The sequence below is a fragment of the Amycolatopsis sp. WAC 01416 genome (assembly GCF_003947485.1).
In the GTDB taxonomy this organism is placed as follows: Bacteria; Actinomycetota; Actinomycetes; order Mycobacteriales; family Pseudonocardiaceae; genus Amycolatopsis.
The window spans coordinates 302,530-320,650 of the sequence record NZ_QHHX01000010.1; the positions used below are offsets into that span (position 1 = coordinate 302,530).

Here is an 18,121-nt window from a genome sequence, read left to right on the forward strand (position 1 = left end):
CCTTCATGTCATCCCCTCTTTCGCCCGCGCCTGTGCGCGCGGCGCATGTCCGCCTGTCCGGCGTCCACCTCTCCTTCGGGGGACGGCCCGTCCTTTCCGGGGTCGACCTCGTCGCCGCCGCCGGTGGGCGTGTCGCCATCGTCGGGGAGAACGGTCGCGGCAAGACCACCCTTCTCCGGGTGCTCGCCGGCGACCTCGCCGCCGACCGCGGCGAGGTGCACCGCTCGGGTTCGGCCGGTGTCGCCGACCAGCAGATCCCGCTCGGCGCGAACGACACCGTCGGCGCGTTGATCGACCTCGAACGGGCCGCCGTCCGCGCCGCGCTGGCTCGCCTGGAGGCCGCCACCGAGGCGCTCAGCGACGGCCGTCCTGGCGCGGACGACACCTTCGCCGCCGCGCTGGAGGAGGCCGAGGCCCTCGACGCGTGGGACGCCGACAGGCGTGTCGAAGTCTCGCTGGCCGCCTTGAACGCCGTCGACGACCGTGATCGTCCACTCGGGACACTCTCGGTCGGGCAGCGGCACCGGGTGCGGCTGGCCTGCCTGCTCGGCGCGGGGCATCCCGTCCTGCTGCTGGACGAGCCGACCAACCACCTCGATGCCGCCGGACTCGACCACCTCACCGAACGGTTGCGCGCTCACCCTGGCGTGGTCGTCCTGGTCAGCCATGACAGGGCGTTGCTCGCGGACGTGGCCACCACGGTGATCGACCTCGATCCGTCGAGTGACGACCGGCCGCGGGTCTACGGCGGTGGCTACGCCGCCTACGTCGAGGCCCGTCGAGCCGAACGTGCCCGCTGGGAAGCGGCGCACGCCGAACAGATCGCCGAACGGCAACGCCTGGCGGACGATCTGTCCGCGGCGCGGAACCGGCTGCGCGACAACTGGCGGCCGCCCAAGGGCACCGGCAGGCATGTCCGGGCCACTCGCGCGCCGGGGCTGGTCCGCGCGGTCCACTGGCGGCAGGAAGAGCTGGCCGGGCACGTGGTGGCGGTTCCGCCGCCGCCCGCCCGGTTCGCCATGCCCGAACTGCCGTCGCACGGCGGCGCGACGCTGCTCCGTGCCGCCGGGGTGACGGTGGCCGGACGGCTCACGCGATCGGTCGATCTGGCGCTGGAAAGCGGTGACCGGCTGGTGATCACCGGCCCCAACGGCGCGGGTAAATCGACGCTACTGGCCGTACTGGCCGGGGAACTGGAGCCGGGATCCGGCACGGTCACCCGTTCCCGGTCGGCGCGGATCGGCAGGCTGGGGCAGGAGTCCGACCTGCCTGCCAGGCGGACGGCGATCGAGCTGTACGACGAACAGCTCGCCAGGGCCGGGATCCCGGGGCCGGGGCTGGGCGAGCTGGGTCTGCTCTTCGGCTACGACCGGCATCGTCCGGTGGCCGAACTGTCGGTCGGTGCCCGGCGACGGCTGGACCTGGCACTGGTGCTGGCCTGCCGTCCGCACGTGGTGCTGCTGGACGAGCCGACCAACCACCTGTCCGCCACGCTTGTCGACGAGCTGACCGCCGCACTCGAGGTGACTCCGGCCGCGGTGGTGATCGCCACGCACGACAGGCAGCTGTCGCGGGACACCGAGTCCTGGCCGAGGCTCGCGCTGTGAGCCGTCAACCGCGGTGGGCGACGGTGTAGCGCACGGTCTGCGCCAGCACCACGCTCCCGTCGTCGGGTTCGCGCAGCGGCTCGAGCTCCGCGAGCACGGCCCGGCGCACGGCGTCGAGGCGGTCTTCCGGGATCAGTTCCCAGAACATCCGCTGGCCGTGCGACCAGGACCAGGTGATCCAGTGCCCGGGGTCGGCGAACTTCACCGGATAGACGCGTTCCACGGACGTGACACCGGTGAAGCCAGCCGACTCCACGGCCTGGCCGAAACCCTCGACGGTGGCGAACAGGCCGGACCTGACGGCCAGGGTCCAGGCCAGCTCCGGCGGTACGAACGGTTTGAACACCTCGCGAACGGCCGCCCACCGAGGATCGTCGGCGCCGAACGTGGTCACGCCCATCCGGCCGCCCGGCGCGAGCAGACGATGCCACGACCGCAGACCGGCGACCGGATCCGGCAGGAAGAACACCACGAACGACGCGAGGAGGACGTCGAACGCGGCCTCATCCAGTGTCGGTTCTTGGGCGTCCATAAGGGAAACCGAGGCGTTGGCTCCGCGATCCTCGATATCTTTCGCGGTGCGGCCGATCATTTCCGCGGACAGGTCGATACCCAGCACCGATCCGCCCGCGCCGACCCGCTCGGCCGCCGGGAACAGCACCGCGCCCCGTCCGCAGCCGACGTCCAGCACCCGCTTACCGGGGACGAGCCCGACCCGGTCGAGCAGCTCCGTGGCGAACACGCCGAAGAAGTCGACGCCGAGCGCGTCGTAGGTCTCCGCCGTCCGGTCGAACAGCCGCGCCATCGCCTGCCGCGTGTAAGCGCTCATGCGCAGGACGATGCCCCGGCGAAAACGGCGTTGTCAAACGGATGCCGAGGTTTTGTCAGGTCGCTCCGGTCGGTGATGCCGGGAATTCGTTCCGGCGTCTCAATTCTTCGGGAGGGTGGGGGCCTGCACGGTCGGTCCGGCAAAGCCGGGTATGTCCACAAGGTGGCAGGTTGCGAAAGCCACTTTGGCAACCTTGAAGGTTGCGAAAGTGGCTTTCGCAACGTCGGGAGCAGGGTGCGGTAGCGAAGTGGGGCCTTCGCTACGACGGTGTCGTCGCTGAACCCGTGGTCGAGATGCGTCGCGAAAGCCACTTTCGCGACACGGTCGCCCCATGGCCGGGAGCGAATCCCCGCGACCCGACACCCCAAATCGGCTCTCCGGGAATCGTCCCCTGTGGACAGTCGAGAAGGGCGCCAGGCAACTATGTGGCGAGACCCCGCCGCCGGAACCCTGGGCCTTCACGGACCCCAAAGAGGCCTCAGGAGAACGCGCGGGAGACCTGCGAAAGAACGATGAGTCCGCAGAAGACCAGGTTCTTGTACTTGTGCTCGACCAGGATGGCGACGAATTCGCGGATGGTGGCGCTCGGCCAGAAGTACCACGCCGTCGGCGACCCGATGACCTGGCCGTTCACCTTCGCGCGGCGGGCGATGAGGGCGGCGCGGAGCACGTGGAAGTTGTTCGTGACCACTGTGCACCGGTAGCCCGGCTTGCGCTGCTCCATGATCTCGGCGCTGAAGGTGAGGTTCTCGAAGGTCGTCCGTGACCGGTCCTCCAGGAGGATCCGCTCTCTCCCCAGCCCGTTCTCGACCAGATAGCCGGCCATGGCGTGGGACTCCGGCAGGTCCTCGTCAGGCCCTTGCCCGCCCGAGGTGACCACCATCGGCTCTCCGCCGCGGCGGGCTTCCGCCTCCACGACGCGTTCGGCCCGCTTCAGGCGGCCGGCCAGCAGCGGTGGCACCTGATGACCGTCCAGCAGTCCCGAGCCCAGCACCACGACGAAGTCCACGCCTTTCTCGGTGCGGATGCGGCCGTAGACGATCGAGTACAGGAGAAAGCAGACGAAGAGGAACGAGACGTAGACGACGATTCCGTTGAGGCTGCCGCGAAGGATGTCGAGCGGCTCCCACGCCAGTTGCGTGACCGTCGCGTTGAACACGATCAGTGCGCAGATGCCGACCCCGGTCAACAGCGACAGCACGTTGGCCAGCCTGCGTCCTTCGCGGCGGAGCATGGTGATCCCGTTGCAGATCAGGAAGACCGTCAGCGCGAGGACCGTCGGGATGATCAGCAGGATCACGCCGACCGCGACGAAGCCCGCCGCCTCCGGCGACACCGAGGCGAGCAGCGCGATGAAGGTCACGCCGAGGAACAGAAGCGCGAAGAAGAGGTAGAAGCCGTTCCGCAGCCGGCGCCGGTCGCGAAGGAAGCTCACCAGGAAGGCCGCGCAGCACAAGGCCGCGATGGCGAAGGGAATTGCGGCGGCCCTCACGAGATCTCCAGCCTTCGGACGATGCGGCGGCATTGAATCATATGACGCGGACACCTGTGGTGCCGTCGGCGGGTGTGTCGCCTTTCCTTGCCCGACAGGGTGTTACCGCGCCCGCTGCACCGGCCGCTCGTCCCACACCGGTTCCGGCGTCTCCCGCACCTGCCCGTCCGAGCCGAACACGAGGAACCGATCGAACGAGCGCGCGAACCACCGGTCATGCGTCACCGCGACAGTGGTGCCTTCGTACGCTTCGAGCGCCAGTTGCAATGCCTCCGCCGAGGCGAGGTCGAGGTTGTCGGTCGGCTCGTCCAGCAGCAGGATGGTGGCGCCGCCGATCTCCAGCAGCAGGATCTGGAACCGCGCCTGCTGGCCGCCGGACAGCTTCTCGAACCGCTGGTCGCCCTGGCCGTCGAGTTCGTAGCGGCGCAGGATGTTCATCGCGGGCCCGCGGCTCCGCGCGTAGCCGGTCCAGAGGATGTCGACGAGCGTGTGCCCGAGCAGTTCGGGATGGGCGTGTGTCTGCGCGAAATGGCCGGGGACGACGCGGGCGCCGAGTTTCCACAGTCCGTCGTGCGCGACGTCCTCGCCCGCCAGCAATCGCAGGAAATGCGATTTGCCGGAGCCGTTCGAGCCGAGCACCGCGACCCGTTCGCCGTAGAAGACCTCCAGGTCGAAGGGTTTCATCAGGCCGCGGAGTTCGAGCCCCTCGCAGGTGACCGCGCGGACACCGGTCCGGCCGCCGCGCAGCCGCATGGTGATCTTCTGTTCACGCGGGGGAGCGGCAGGCGCTCCGGCCTCCTCGAACTTGCGCAAACGTGTCTGTGCGGCGTGATAGCGCGAAGCCATTTCGTCGCTGCGCGCGGCGTACTGACGCATGTCGGCGACGAGCTTCTTGAGCTGGGCGTGCTTTTCGTCCCAGCGGCGGCGGAGTTCCTCGAAGCGTTCGAAGCGCTCCGCGCGTGCCTGGTGGTAGGTGTCGAAGCCGCCGCCGTGCACCCAGACGTCTCCGCCGGCGGGCCCGGGTTCGACACTGATGATCTTCTTCGCCGCCCGCGCGAGGAGTTCCCGGTCGTGCGAAACGAACAGCACGGTCTTCTGGGTCTCACGCAGCCGCTCTTCCAGCCACTGCTTGCCGGGGACGTCGAGGTAGTTGTCGGGCTCGTCGAGCAGGAGGACGCCGGAACCGCCGAGCAGCAACGCCTCCAGCACCAGCCGCTTCTGTTCGCCGCCGGACAGGGTGCGCACCTCGCGCCAGCGTGCCTTCTCGTACGGCAGGTTGAGCGCCGCCGTCGTGCACTTGTCCCACATGACTTCGGCCTCGTAGCCGCGTGCGTCACCCCAGTCGCCGAGCGCCTGGGCGTACGCCATCTGGCTCGCTTCGTCGTCGCGTTCCATCAAGGCGAGTTCGGTCTCGTCGACGGCGCGGGCGGCGGCGCGGAGCGCTTCCGACGACACGGACACGAGCAGGTCCCGCACTGTCCGTTCGTCGCGCACCGATCCGACGAACTGGGGCATCACGCCGAGCCCGCCGCTGATGGTCACCGAGCCGCCGTCGGGCGTGATTTCGCCCGAGATCAGCCGCAGCAAGGTCGTCTTGCCCGCCCCGTTGGCGCCCACGAGCGCGCAGACGCTGCCTTCCCCGACCCGGAACGAGACGTCGTCGAGGAGCAGGCGCCCGTCGGGTAGGTAGTACTCGACGTGCGCGACTTCGACGTGGCCCATTTCGACAGCCTGCCCGCGGCCGCCGGAATCACGCAACGCAATATCTCCGGTAGTGTCGGTGACGTGGAGCGAACCTACTTCGGCGTGCGGCTCAAGCTGATGCTTGCGCTGTTCCTGCCCGAGTTGTTCGTCGTGCTCCCGGTCGTCGGCGGGGTCAACCCGCTGAGCCTGGCCACCGCGCTGACGGCGTCGGTGGCGGTCGCCAACCCGCTCGGGCTGGCCGCCGCCCTCACCGCGTCGCTCGCCGTCATCCTGCTCGCGCTCGCGGCGCATTTCCGCCTCGAACCGGCGGCCGCCGCGATGAAGGTGCGCGCCATCAGCCTGCGCGAACGCGCGCAGCTGTACTTGAGCCTGCGCGATCCCGACGCGCGTGGCCGCGTCCGTCCCCGAGCTCCGTCACCGGGCATCGTGGCTGCCTGATCTCTCCTCGTTCGAAGGTGAGGCAGTCACTCCTGCCCATGCACCTTCAACCGACGGAGTGACCCGGTCATGTTCGATGTCTTCCTGTACCCCGTTTCCGCCATTCTCTGGTTCTGGCACAAGGTTTTCGGCGCCATTTCGAGTCCCGACTCGGGCGTGGCCTGGGTGCTGTCCATCGTGTTCCTCGTCTTCACCCTGCGCCTGCTGCTGGTCAAACCCGCTCTCAGCGCGCTGCGGGCGGGCCGCCGCATGCAGGCGCTCGCGCCGCGGATGCGGCAGCTCAAGGAGAAGTACGGCAAGGATCGCCAGCGGATGGCGAAAGAGATCCAGAAGCTGCACGCCGAAAGCGGCGTGAGCCCGCTGGGCGGTTGTCTCCCGGCACTGATCCAGCTGCCGGTGTTCCTTTCCCTGTACTGGGTTCTGCGCGATTTCACCCCGGGAGCCGCGTCGAACCACGTCTTCGACCGGGCCGGGGTGGAGTCGTTCCTGAACGCCGACCTGTTCGGCGCGAAGCTCGGCAACTGGCTTTCGCAACCGGCGGCGGAGCTCGCCGCGTTCGGCACCGATCACGTCCACATGATCGCCGTCGGGGTGCCGTTGATGCTGATCGCGAGCCTGGCCACGTTCTTCTCGCTGCGCTCGGGACTCACCCGGCAGACCGCGACCGCCCCCGAGACGGCGGGGATCGCCAAGCTGATGATGTACCTGGCGCCGGTCGGCATGCTGGTCTCGGGATCGTTCTTCCCGGTGCCGATCGGCGTGCTGTTGTACTTCCTGGCCACCAACGTGTGGACGCTGGGACAGCAGCATTTCCTCACCAAGATCGTCGACAGGGCGGCGATCGAGCAGCGGGGGACCGGTCCCGCGTGACAGGGTTTACCCTCTGCCGGATGAAGATCCGGACGGCAGCGCCCATTCGAGCGACCATGGCGCTTGTCGTCGGCTGCCTGCTCGCGGCATGCGGTGCGAATCCGCCGGAGCCGGCGCCCGCGCCGTCGACGGCGGCCCCGGCTCCGACCGGTCCGGATCCCGCCCTCGTCTCCTGGGCGGGCGGCTACTGCGGCGCGGTCAAGGACATGCAACTGATCGTCTACACCCTGGCCAAGGGGTTCGAGATCAAGACCGAGGCGGATCTGCCGAAGGCGGCGGCTTCGCTGACCAAACTGGACACCACGCTGGCGGCGGCGATCGGAGGACTGGAGAAGCTGCCACCGGCATCCCCGCCGGCGCAGGAGGCCAACACGCTCTCCGCCGGAGAGCTGGACTTCTACCGGAAACTGCGGAAACAGGTCACCGAGTCGCTGGCGCTGCTTCCGAAGGGCGGGGTCGACTACGCCCAGTCCTCCCTCCAGGTGATCGGAATCGACTTGGTGTCGCACAGGTCCGTCGTCGAGACCGGTAAGATTCCCGGCCTCGACGCGGCGATGAAGGCCGACAAAGCGTGCGAGCTTGTCGGCTAGATCACGGAGAATCTGGCGAAGAACTGTTCGGTACCGGCGTGTCGGGCAAAGCCGAATCGGGAATCATCGCGCTCGCCCGGGAACTGTTCCCGGGCGGGTGGGTGTTCCCGGCGCCGTCCGGCGCCGGGAACGCGTTCGCAGATGACGGCCGGTGAGCGACGCGGAGTCCTCGGCCAGAGCCGACGGCGTGCCCTCGAACACGACCGTCCCGCCGTCGGCGCCCGCGCCCGGTCCGATGTCGATGACGTGGTCGGCGTGCGCGATCACCCGCTGGTCGTGTTCGATCAGGACGAGCGTCGCGCCGCCGTCGACCAGCTCGTCGCAAAGGGTGAGCAGCCGGTCGACGTCGCTGCCGTGCAGTCCGGCGGTGGGTTCGTCGAGGATCAGGCGCAGTTCGTCCGCGGGACCCGCGTCGGCGAGGTGACGGGCGAGCAGCAGCCGCTGCCGTTCGCCGCCGGACAAGGTGTCGAGGCTCTGCCCGATCGTGAGGTAGCCGAGCCCGACCCGGTCCAGCCAGCGCGACCGCCGCGCGATGGGGGACCCCTCGCCGAACAGGGCGGCGGCGTCCGACGGGTTCATCGCCAGGACATCGGCGATGGTCCGGCCGCTCAGGCGCGCGTCGAGAGCGGCCGGGTTGAACCGGGTGCCGCCGCAGGCGTCGCAGGCGGTCTGGACGTCGTCGAGGAACGCGAGATCGGTGACGATGACGCCCTTTCCCTTGCAGACCGGGCAGGCTCCCCGGCCGTTGGCGCTGAACCACGACGGATTCTTTCCCGTAGCCTTGCCGAAGGCTTCGCGGACGGGTTCGGCGACACCGAGCACCGTGGCGGGCGTGGAGCGGATGCCACCGCGCAGCGGAGCCTGTTCGACGACGAGGAAGTCGGGATGCCGCCGGGGAAGCTCGCCCGTGATCAGGGTGCTCTTTCCGGAACCGGCGACACCGGAGACGACGGTCAGGACGCCCAGTGGAACGTCGACGGTGACGTCACGGAGGTTGTGGCTGCGGGCGCCGGAGATCGTCACGGCCCCGCGAGCGGTGCGGGGCCGCTCGCGGAAGTGAAGCGGGGCAGCGAGAATCCGTCCGGTTTCGGTGACGGCCGTGGTGAGCTCGCGGGGGTCGCCTTCGAACTGGACGCGTCCGCCGCCGTCGCCGCCGGACGGTCCGAGATCGATGACGTGATCGGCCGCCGCGATGACCGCGGGATGGTGTTCGACCACGAGGATCGTGTTGTGCGCGTCGCGGAGTTCGGCCAGCAGTTCGAGCAGCCGGTGCACGTCATGCGGATGCAGGCCGGTGCTGGGCTCGTCGAACACGTAGCAGACGTCGCTGAGCGCGCTGCCGAGATGGCGGACGATCTTGACGCGCTGGGCTTCGCCGCCGGAAAGCGTCCTCGATTCCCTGGAGAGGCTGAGGTAGCCGAGGCCGACGGAATCCAGCGCGTCGAGGCGTTCCTTGATCGCCTGCACCAGCGGCGCCACCGACGGATCGCGTACCGCCGCGACGACGTCACGCAGCTCGCCGACCGGCATCGCCGACCAATCCGCGATGGACCGCCCGTCGATCAGGCTGCCGCGCGCGGCTTCGGAAAGGCGGGTTCCCTCGCACTCCGGGCAGACGCCCCGGCTGACGACCCCGGCAAGTCCCTCCTGTTCCTCGGCGGTGAGGCGCGACGGTGTCTTGCGCAGGTACGAGTCCCGCAGCCGCGGGACGATGCCGTCGAAGACGCCGTGCTTGGGATAGTCGGAGCCGGGATCGTCGAGGCGTAGTCCTTCGGCGTGCAGCAGGATTTCGAGCTTCGCCGCCGGTAACCGTCCCAACGGGACATCGGGGTCGACGAGTCCGGCGTGGACGAGCCGTTTCCACCGGTAGGTCCCGGGGGCGAAGGTCGGGAAGCGCACGGCGCCTTCGCGCAGGCTCCGCGAGCGGTCGAGCAGCCGGTCGAGATCGATGTCGTCGACCATGCCGAGCCCTTCACAGCGCGGGCACATCCCGGCGGGATCGTTGAACGAATAGGCGGGCGAGAAGCCGGCGCCCGGCTTGCCGAGGCGGGAGAACAGCAGGCGCAACAGCGGCCCGATGTCGCTCGCCGTGCCCACGGTGGATCGCGCGTTCCCGGTGAACCGCCGTTGATCGACGATCGTGGTGAAGACCAGCCCGTCGATCCGGTCGACGTCGGCGGGCGGATGCTGGGGGAGCCGGTTCCGGACGAAGGCGGGATAGCTCCCGGTGACCAGGCGCTCGGCTTCGGCCGCGATCGTGTCGAACGCCAGCGACGACTTCCCCGACCCCGACACGCCGGTGAACACGGTCAGCCGGTGTTTCGGCACCCGCACCGACACGTCGCGGAGGTTGTTCGTCCGGGCTCCTTCCACCGTGATCCACCGGCCACGCTCATCTCGAACTTTCGCCATGAACCGAGGCTACGATGAGATGTGGCCGGTTTACGGCCACAATTAGCGGGAGGCGTCATGACGGCACCACGGGAACGGATGTTGCGGCTGTTGTCGCTCCTGCAGTCCGGCCGCCAGTGGCCCGCCGCCGAACTCGCGACGGCCATGGAAGTCCCGCCTCGCACGCTTCGCCGGGACATCGACCATCTCCGTGGCCTGGGCTATCCCGTGGAGAGCAGCCGCGGCCCGGGCGGCAACTACCGTCTCGTCGCGGGCACCGCGCTGCCGCCGCTCATGCTGGAACACGACGAGGCCATCGCCACCGTGCTCGGGCTGCGGCTCGCCGCGGCGGGCGGCACGGGCGTCGACCTGACCGCCGAATCGGCGGACCGCGCCGCCGCGAAACTCCGGCGTGTCCTGCCCGCCGCGCTGCGAAAACGGACCGACGCGATGCTCGCCGCGGTCGAGTTCGGGACCGGCGAACCACCGCGGGTCACTCAGGACGTCCTGAACGTCCTTGCCGCGGCGATCGCGGCTCGCCGGTGCCTCGAGTTCGCGTACACGGCGAAGGGCGGCCCGTCGTCGCGGACGGTCGAGCCGATGCGCCTCGTCCAGCTCGGCAGGCGGTGGTACCTCTACGCGTGGGACCTCGGCAGACGGGATTGGCGCAGCTTCCGCCTCGACCGGATCGCCGAGCCGAAGTCGGCCGAGGTGGCCTTCGAGCCCCGCACCCTGCCCGTGGACGACGTCGCGGCTCATCTCCAAGAACGCTTCCACAGCCCGAAATCGCTCCGGATCACGCTGACCCTGGACGTCGGCGCGGAGGAGGCCGCGGCCCGGCTCCACCGGATCGACGGGAGTTTCGAAGCCCTCGGCGACCACCGCTGCCGCTATGTCGCGTACGTCGATTCCTTCGAATGGCTGGCCGTCGTGCTGACCCTCACCGACATCGAGTTCGCGGTGGAGGAACCGGCGGAGTTCGGGGAGTACGTCGCGCGGACAGGGGAACGGCTGGTCCGGGGAAGCAAGGGGCCAGACGGCGATCACGCGTGATCAGAGGGCGATCACGCGTGATTGGAGGCGTAACTCGCGTGATTGGAGGCGTAACACGGCGGCTCAGGTGTCGCCGGGGTGGGGCCACTGCTGCCCGCGTGTCCAGGAGTCCAGGACCATCAGGGTCTTCGTGCCCGTCACCTGGTGGTGCCGCCGGATCTCGTCGATGGTCTGCTGCAGGTGGCCCATGTCCCGCACCCGCAGCCAGACGAGCGCGTCGGGGTCGCCCGCGATGGTGAACACCGCCTGGGCCTCCGGCATCCGGGTGGTGGTGCGGACGATCTCGCCGACTTTGGTGGTCCCGGTGAAGCGCAGTTCGGTGAACGCCTCGATGGCCCAGCCGAGTTTGGCGTGGTCGATCTGGACGGTGTAGCCGACGATGACGCCGGCCTCCTGCATGCGGTCGATGCGGCGTTTGACCGCCGCGGTCGAGAGCGTGACGCGGGCCCCGATGTCGCCGAGGGTGCGCCGGGCGTCCTCCCGCAGCAGTTCGAGGATTTCGCGATCGGTCTCGTCGATGAGCTGGTCCGCCATGAGCCAGGATGGTACGCAGACGCAACAGATATCGGCCAGCGGTCAGGATGGGCCGGATCTTTTGCGTGCTGTTGGTCAATAGACTGCCGCTTGTTGCGGCGGCCCGCGCGGTCGGGTCTCCTGTCGTGACATCGCACGGGGGTGCCGAAGGAGGCAGGTCTGGTGGAGCAGTTCACGTTGGAGGACCGGTATCTGCGGGAAGACGGCACCGTCTACCTCAGCGGGGTCCAGGCCCTGGTCCGGATGCTGTTCGACCGGGTGCGGCACGACCGCGCCGCCGGGGCGTCCCCCGCCGTGTTCGTCTCCGGCTACGAAGGTTCCCCGCTGGCCGGGTACGACCTCGAGCTCGGCCGCCGCTCCGTCCTGCTCGAGAAGCACGACGTCGTGCACCGCCCCGGCCTGAACGAGGAGCTCGCCGCGACGGCGGTGATGGGCAGCCAGCTCACCGCGTCGGTCGGCTCGTCGCGCGGCGGGGTCACCGGCTTCTGGTACGGCAAGGCACCCGGTCTCGACCGGGCGACCGACGCCCTGCGGCACGCCAACCTCGCGGGAACCGATCCGGCGGGCGGCGCGGTGGCGCTGGTCGGCGACGACCCGAACGCCAAGTCCTCCTCGGTGCCCTGCGCCTCCGAGCTCGCGCTGGCCGACCTGGCCATGCCGGTGTTCTTCCCCGCCGACTCGCAGGACGTGCTGGACTTCGGCCTGCACGCTGTCGAGCTGTCCAGGGCGAGCGGGCTGTGGTCGTCGATGAAACTCGTGGCGAACGTGGCCGACGCCGCGGGCACCGCGCACGTCCGGCCGCGGTGGACGGCGCCGGAGCTGGCCATGCCCGCGTACCGGCACAAGCCCAGCTCCCGGCTGCTCGGCACCACGTTGATGGCGCTCGAACGCAGCCTGTACACCGAACGTCTGCCGCTGGCCGTCGAGTACGTGCGCGCGAGCGGGGTCAACCGGATCGTCCACGAAGGACCCGCGGACCGCATCGGCATCGTCACCGCCGGAAAGTCCTATTTGGACCTGATGCAGGCGCTGCGGCTGCTCGGCCTGGACGCCGACGCGTTGTCCCGGCACGGGATCCGGATCCTCAAACTCGGCGTCATCCACCCGCTCGAACCGTCGATCGTCCGCCGGTTCGCCGACGGCCTGAGCGAGATCGTCGTGGTGGAGGAGAAGCGTTCCTTCGTCGAGTCGGCGATCAAGGAGGTGCTGTACGGCACCGCCGGAGCGCCCGCCGTGCACGGCAAGACCGGTCCGGACGGCCGCACCCTGTGCACCGAACTCGGTGAACTCGACCCGGACGCCATCGCCAGGGTGCTGGCCGCGCGGCTGAGCGAGCACCACGAGATCCCGTCGGTGACCGAGTGGCGGCAGCGACGACGCCGTGAGCGCATCTCGGTGCCGTTGCTGACCAGGACGCCGTACTTCTGTTCCGGCTGCCCGCACAACTCCTCGACCAAGGTGCCGGAGGGCACGGTGGTGGGCGGCGGCATCGGCTGTCACGCGATGGCGTTGTTCATGGAACCGGAACAGGTCGGGGACGTGGTCGGCCTGACCCAGATGGGCGGCGAGGGCGCGCAGTGGCTCGGGATGGAGCCGTTCGTCGACGCCTCGCATTTCGTGCAGAACATCGGCGACGGCACGTTCACCCATTCCGGCAGCCTGGCGGTGCGGGCCGCGGTGGCCGCCGGGGTGAACATCACCTACAAGATCCTCTACAACGCGACCGTCGCGATGACCGGCGGACAGGACGCCGTCGGCGGGCTGCCGGTGGAGCGGCTCGCGTCGCTGCTGCTGGTCGAAGGCGTCGCCAAGGTGGTCATCACCAGTGACGAGCCGAAGCGGTTCCGCGGCGTGCGGCTGCCCGACGGCGTCGAGGTCCGGCACCGCGACGAATTGCTGAGCACCCAAGAGGAACTGGCCCGCGTTCCCGGGGTCACGGTGCTCATCCACGACCAGGAATGCGCCGCGGAAAAGCGCCGCAAACGCCGTCGCGGCAAGCTGGAGACCCCGGCCGCCAAGGTCGTGATCAACGAGCGGGTGTGCGAGGGGTGCGGCGACTGCGGTGAGAAGTCGAACTGCCTGTCCGTGCAGCCGGTCAGCACCGAGTTCGGCCGCAAGACCGCGATCCACCAGTCGTCGTGCAATGTGGACTATTCGTGCCTGGCGGGCGACTGCCCGTCGTTCATGACGGTGCTGCCCACCGGGCGCAAACACCGGGCGCGGCTCGCGGAGATCACCGCGGCCGAACTGCCGGAGCCCGAGACCACCGGCACCGACTTCACCGTGCGGATCACCGGTGTCGGCGGGACGGGCGTGGTCACCGTCGCGCAGATCCTCGCCACGGCCGCCGTGATCGAGGGCAGGCAGGTCCGGACCCTGGACCAGACGGGGCTCGCGCAGAAGGGCGGCGCCGTCGTCTCCGATCTGAAGATCACCGCGGAGCCGACACCGCAGGCCCCGAAACTCGCGGCCGGGGAATGCGATCTCTACCTGTCCTGTGACGTCCTCGTCGGCGCGGACCCCGCGAATCTGACGGTGACCGACCCCGGCCGGACCACCGCGGTGGTCTCCACGACCGAGGTGCCGACCGGCCGGATGGTCGTCGACACCACCGTGTCCTTCCCCGACGCGGCGGCCGTGCGGGGCGCGATCTCGGAGAGCGCGGCGCGCACCGTGGCGCTCGATGCGCGGGCACTGGCGGAAACCCTGTTCGACGACGACCAGTTCGCCAACATCCTCCAGCTCGGCGCGGCACACCAGACCGGCGCCATCCCGCTGGACGCGGCCAGCCTGGAACGCGCGATCGAACTCAACGGCGTCGCCGTCGCGGGCAACCTCCAGGCGTTCCGGCGCGGCAGGCAGCTCGTCGCCGATCCCGACGGACTGCACGCCGCTGTCGCCCCTCCCGCCGTCGCCGCGACCCCGGCCCCGACGGCGGCCGCCCTGCGTGCCCGCGCACTCGTGCACGCGGAGCCGGGTTCGGAACTGGCGCGCCTGCTGGACATCCGCGTGCCCGAACTCGTCCAGTACCAGGACGCTCGCTACGCGCGGGAGTACGCCGAGTTCGTCGAGCGCGTCCGGGTGCTGGAAGGGGAGTCGACCGCCGTCACCGAAGCGGTGGCCCGCAACCTGCACAAACTGATGGCCTACAAGGACGAGTACGAGGTCGCGCGGCTCTCGCTCGATCCAGCCGTGCTCGCCGGGATCGAGGCGGAGTTCGGGGTGGGCAGCCGCTACGCCTACCGTCTGCACCCGCCCGTGCTCCGCGCGCTGGGGATGAAGCGGAAGATCGCACTGGGCCCGAAGTTCCGCCCGGTGTTCGTCGCGCTGCGTGCCGCGCGGAAACTGCGCGGCACGCGCTGGGACCCGTTCGGCAAGGCACACGTCCGGAAGGTGGAGCGGGAGCTCGTCACGCAGTACCGGGAAACGATCCTCGCCGCTTTCGGTACCGAGGGCGCCGATCGCGGCAGGCTCCTGGCGCTGGCCGAGTTGCCCGATCTGGTCCGCGGCTACGAAGACGTCAAACTGGCGAACGTCGAGGCCTACCAGAGGGAACAGTCCGCGCTCCTCGCCGGGCTCGTGCCGGGAGAGCGGCTCGGCGTGAGCGGCTGACGGATTCAGGTGTTGAGGAAATCGCGAACTTTGTCACCATTTTATGTTTCCGGCAGCGTTTTCCGGGTTCCGCGCGGTTCTTGTATCACGAATTTGCGTGGTTTCGAGGACGAGGCAACCGGATAGCACTATTCGCGTACAGGCCACAAGGGTTGACTTCCCGGCGGAATCGGGTCGGCTGTTCGTGTGTAACGACATCACGACGCGAGCAATTCGTGAAGGAAATGCATTACTGTCGCATCGGGGGCTGCACATCGCATACCACCGGATCGGGATTGGGGAGTCATCGTGCTGAGAAATCGTGTGCCGACGGGGCGAAGACGGATGTTGTCGCTGGTAGCGGCGGTTGTGGTGATCACGGGCGCGGTGACGGGGACCGCGCGGGCCACCCCGGTGGGGCCGGTGGATCTCGGGACGTTGCCCGGCGACGACGAGAGCACGGTCCTGGCGGTCAACGAGGCGGGGGAGATGATCGGCCTGTCGTTGTTCGGCCCGACCCCGAAGCGCAGTCATCCGGTTCGCTGGAGCGCGGACGGTCAGATCATGGCGCTGCCCACGCCAGGCGGCACCGAGGGCCAGGTGCGTGACATCAACAGTCACGGGGTCTCGGCCGGTTACGTGCTGACAGCGACCACCGCCGTGCCGGTTCGCTGGGACGCCGCGGGCCAGGCGACCGCGCTGCAGCTTCCGCCGGGCTACCACAACGCCACCGCGTGGGCGATCAGCGACACCGGCGTCGTCGTCGGCAACTGGCTGACGCCGGACAACCACTATCACGGCTTCCGCTGGGATCCGGATGGCGTGGCCACGGATCTGGGTACGTTGCCCGGCGAGACCTGGAGCATGGCCGAGGGCATCTCCGCCGACGGCACCATCATCGTCGGCAGCGCCGTCCGCTCCGCGGCGAACCAGGCCGTGCGGTGGGTGAACGGAGGGCCGATCACCGAGCTGGCGCCACTGGGCGCGAGCAGCGGGGCGAGCCGGATGAACGAGGACGGGGTCGCCGCTGGAACCATGCGCCAGGCCGGCGGGACGCCGATTCCGGCGAAATGGGACCGGGACGGCGTGGTTCACCCCATGGAATGGCCCAGCCCGCACTCCGTCTGGGTCTACGGGATCAGCTCCACCGGCTACGTGGTCGGCTCCGGCTACCTCAACCCGCCTCGCCGCTCGGCCGTGATCTGGGATCCCGCCGGTGACGTCGCCGTCCTCGCCGACGACGGCCTCGACGCCGACGCCGAAGCGGTCAACGCGCAGGGCACCGCGGCGGGCACTTTCCAGAGTCAGGCGACGGTCTGGTTCCAGAGCGGGGAACGCAGGCAACTCGGCAAGCTGCCCGGCGGCACCCGCAGCCAGGCCTACCGGATCAGCGACAACGGCCGCGTCGTCGGTGTCGCCGGCACCGCTGCCGGAAAGTCCCACGCGGTTTACTGGACACTCGACTAACGTCTCGGCGATCCCGGTCGCGCCTGCTCGGCAGGCGCGACCGGTCAAGACCTCGTCGACCAAGGATGTCGTGTTGAGCAGTACGCCGGATCTCGGTCCGATGCCGCGGCGAGTCGCCGTCGATGTGGCGCAGGTGCGCGGACTGGTCGCCGAGCAGTTCCCTCGGTGGGCCGGGCTCCCGATTCGGGTCGTGGCCGAATCCGGTTGGGACAACGTCACTTTCCGGCTCGGCGAGGAAATGGTGGCGCGCCTGCCGAGTGCGGCCGAGTACGCATTGGCGGTGGACAAGGAACAGCGGTGGCTTCCTGCTCTCGCGCCCAGGCTGCCGCTGCCCATTCCCGTGCCGCTGGCGAAGGGACGGCCCGGCGCGGACTACCCGTTCCCGTGGTCTGTGTACCGGTGGCTCGACGGCGAACCCGCGAGCGCGGGCCGTATTTCCGACCCTGTCCGGTTCGCTCTCGACCTGGCCGGTTTCCTGGCGGCGTTGCGGAAGGTCGATGCCGCGGAAGGTCCACAGCCGGGCAAGCACAATTGGTTCCGGGGCGCCACCCTGCGCACCTATGACGCGCCTGCCGAGCGCGCACTCACGGCGCTGGACGGCGACATCGACGTCGGCTTGGCCCGCGAGATCTGGCAGACGGCCCTGGACGCTCCTTGGGACGGAGCGGACATTTGGTTCCACGGCGACGTCGCGCCGGGGAACCTGCTGCTCGACGGCGGGGAACTGGCGGCCGTCATCGACTTCGGGACCTGCGGTGTCGGCGACCCGTCCTGCGATATCGCCATTGCCTGGACGTTGCTGAGCGCCGACGGCAGACAGGCGTTCCGCGAACGGCTTTCGGTCGACGACGCGGCGTGGGCGCGAGGGCGTGGTTGGGCTCTGTGGAAGACGCTGGTCGCCTGCGCGCGGACCAGAGGCCGCGCCGACGAGGAAGCCGCGGACGCGCGGCGCGTTCTGGGCGAGATCTTCTCGGAGCCTTCCGGCATTGAGGGGTAAGGCAAACGTGGCGTATGGGTCACCGCGCTCACCGGTCAGGGAAGGCCTCCTTGCCTGCCCTGAGGGGCCGGTGGCGCTCCTGGTGATGTGACCGGACATCGTCGACTGTCCGGAGGGACTGCTGACAGGGTCGTGAGTGGCGATTCGGCTTACTCGCGGAATGAGTCAAGACTATGAGTGTCCACAAGGGACACCTCCGAGTCGTGAAATGCCTGGTTTATGCCTACGTAGTCGCAAGGATGGGGCTTCACGCGCTGTCGCTGTAGCGCTGAGGCACACGGTGGCGTTCCTGCCCGCCCGTGGCAGCGGGGCCCGCCTCGGCCCGGGCTGATGCGGGCCGGCGTGTAGTGAGGGGCTCCTTCCCTACTCTCAGGGTAGGGAAGGAGTCCTTCACGGACCTGCGATCCCGACCCGCCCGCCACTTGGTGCCTGGCTTCAGTGCTTCCGATGGCCTGGCGTCGAACTCGCATGTCGTGAAGGTGCCCTTTGAGACGATGATCGTCTCAAAGGTGCCCTTCACGACATCTCCACGGACCGGGGCCTGGCATCAACCGCAGC

Annotated in this window: 13 protein-coding genes; 8 read left to right on the top strand and 5 right to left on the bottom strand. The window is 69.3% G+C overall.

The features are described 5' to 3' along the window. The first annotated feature begins 5 nt into the window (after window positions 1-5). Window positions 6-1,607, top strand: a complete 1,602-nt coding sequence (locus DL990_RS32380; protein WP_125800954.1) for an ABC-F family ATP-binding cassette domain-containing protein — start codon at window positions 6-8, stop codon at window positions 1,605-1,607. 4 nt (window positions 1,608-1,611) lie between these two features. Here the strand turns inward: DL990_RS32380 and DL990_RS32385 are convergent, their stop codons facing one another. From DL990_RS32385 to DL990_RS32395, 3 genes are all read right to left on the bottom strand, one after another. Next, window positions 1,612-2,436 (bottom strand): class I SAM-dependent methyltransferase, encoded by an 825-nt coding sequence (locus DL990_RS32385; RefSeq protein WP_125787081.1) that lies wholly within the window; start codon window positions 2,434-2,436, stop codon window positions 1,612-1,614. 478 nt (window positions 2,437-2,914) lie between these two features. Beyond that, window positions 2,915-3,928, bottom strand: a complete 1,014-nt coding sequence (locus DL990_RS32390; protein ID WP_125800955.1) for a YdcF family protein — start codon at window positions 3,926-3,928, stop codon at window positions 2,915-2,917. 102 nt (window positions 3,929-4,030) lie between these two features. Continuing rightward, window positions 4,031-5,650 (bottom strand): ABC-F family ATP-binding cassette domain-containing protein, encoded by a 1,620-nt coding sequence (locus tag DL990_RS32395; RefSeq protein WP_125800956.1) that lies wholly within the window; start codon window positions 5,648-5,650, stop codon window positions 4,031-4,033. A gap of 63 nt (window positions 5,651-5,713) precedes the next feature. Here DL990_RS32395 and DL990_RS32400 point away from each other — a divergent pair, with 63 nt between their 5' ends. The 3 genes from DL990_RS32400 (at window position 5,714) to DL990_RS32410 (ending at window position 7,530) form a co-directional block, all read left to right on the top strand. After that, window positions 5,714-6,070 carry a DUF6412 domain-containing protein gene (locus DL990_RS32400; protein WP_125787084.1) on the top strand — a complete coding sequence of 119 codons (357 nt, stop codon included), beginning with the start codon at window positions 5,714-5,716 and terminating at the stop codon, window positions 6,068-6,070. Window positions 6,071-6,139: 69 nt separating this feature from the next. Continuing rightward, complete coding sequence (gene yidC / locus DL990_RS32405; RefSeq protein WP_125800957.1) at window positions 6,140-6,940, top strand: membrane protein insertase YidC; 801 nt, start codon at window positions 6,140-6,142, stop codon at window positions 6,938-6,940. A 20-nt stretch (window positions 6,941-6,960) separates the two neighbouring features. Then, window positions 6,961-7,530, top strand: a complete 570-nt coding sequence (locus DL990_RS32410; RefSeq protein WP_125800958.1) for a hypothetical protein — start codon at window positions 6,961-6,963, stop codon at window positions 7,528-7,530. 63 nt (window positions 7,531-7,593) lie between these two features. Here DL990_RS32410 and DL990_RS32415 read toward each other — a convergent pair whose 3' ends face one another. Further along, window positions 7,594-9,942, bottom strand: a complete 2,349-nt coding sequence (locus DL990_RS32415; RefSeq protein WP_233620637.1) for an excinuclease ABC subunit UvrA — start codon at window positions 9,940-9,942, stop codon at window positions 7,594-7,596. A 57-nt stretch (window positions 9,943-9,999) separates the two neighbouring features. On the opposite strand from DL990_RS32415, the gene DL990_RS32420 reads away from it, so the two are divergent. Further along, on the top strand, window positions 10,000-10,974 hold the full coding sequence (locus DL990_RS32420) for a YafY family protein (RefSeq protein ID WP_233598995.1): 975 nt from the start codon (window positions 10,000-10,002) through the stop codon (window positions 10,972-10,974). A gap of 63 nt (window positions 10,975-11,037) precedes the next feature. Here DL990_RS32420 and DL990_RS32425 read toward each other — a convergent pair whose 3' ends face one another. Then, on the bottom strand, window positions 11,038-11,508 hold the full coding sequence (locus DL990_RS32425) for an Lrp/AsnC family transcriptional regulator (protein ID WP_125787087.1): 471 nt from the start codon (window positions 11,506-11,508) through the stop codon (window positions 11,038-11,040). A 162-nt stretch (window positions 11,509-11,670) separates the two neighbouring features. On the opposite strand from DL990_RS32425, the gene DL990_RS32430 reads away from it, so the two are divergent. From DL990_RS32430 to DL990_RS32440, 3 genes are all read left to right on the top strand, one after another. Continuing rightward, window positions 11,671-15,120: an indolepyruvate ferredoxin oxidoreductase family protein gene (locus DL990_RS32430; RefSeq protein WP_125800959.1), complete on the top strand. Its 3,450-nt coding sequence runs from the start codon at window positions 11,671-11,673 to the stop codon at window positions 15,118-15,120. Between the two features lie 324 nt (window positions 15,121-15,444). Next, the gene (locus DL990_RS32435) at window positions 15,445-16,566 is read left to right on the top strand and encodes an HAF repeat-containing protein (RefSeq protein ID WP_125801040.1); all 1,122 of its coding nucleotides are present in this window, start codon (window positions 15,445-15,447) and stop codon (window positions 16,564-16,566) included. A 100-nt stretch (window positions 16,567-16,666) separates the two neighbouring features. Next, window positions 16,667-17,563: an aminoglycoside phosphotransferase family protein gene (locus DL990_RS32440; protein WP_125801041.1), complete on the top strand. Its 897-nt coding sequence runs from the start codon at window positions 16,667-16,669 to the stop codon at window positions 17,561-17,563. Window positions 17,564-18,121 lie beyond the last annotated feature (558 nt).